Origin of the sequence: Marinobacter confluentis, assembly GCF_004785685.1 — a bacterium.
GTDB classification, from domain to species: Bacteria; Pseudomonadota; Gammaproteobacteria; order Pseudomonadales; family Oleiphilaceae; genus Marinobacter; species Marinobacter confluentis.
The window spans coordinates 1-309 of the sequence record NZ_SRPF01000057.1; the positions used below are offsets into that span (position 1 = coordinate 1).

Below are 309 nucleotides of genomic sequence, written 5' to 3' on the forward strand. Positions count from 1 at the left end.
CCATGGGCATCACCCAGGTTACCGACGTTGATGCCGTCTACGGCCTTGAGGCCGTCGGCGAACTTTTCGACTTCGTGTCCCAGAACGTAGACGCCATCCTTGAAGCCTCTCCCGACCTCTTCAAGGTGCGTACTGCCGCCAGCGACATCTTTGCCAATTCACAGGTCCTGCTGGACGAACTCTCCAGCCTGGCCGAAGGCTTTACCCACCAGGCCGGCTCCCGCTTCATCAGCCCGACCCTGGCCTTCATCATTCTGGCCGCCATGGTGGGTATTGTCGTGATGAGCGGCGTGGTGCTCTACCGCGAAG

The 309-nt window shown here is 60.5% G+C and carries 1 pseudogene; it reads left to right on the top strand.

Annotated elements, in window-relative coordinates:
* Positions 1-309, top strand: a pseudogene (locus E5Q11_RS17545) (chemotaxis protein); the annotation flags it as partial.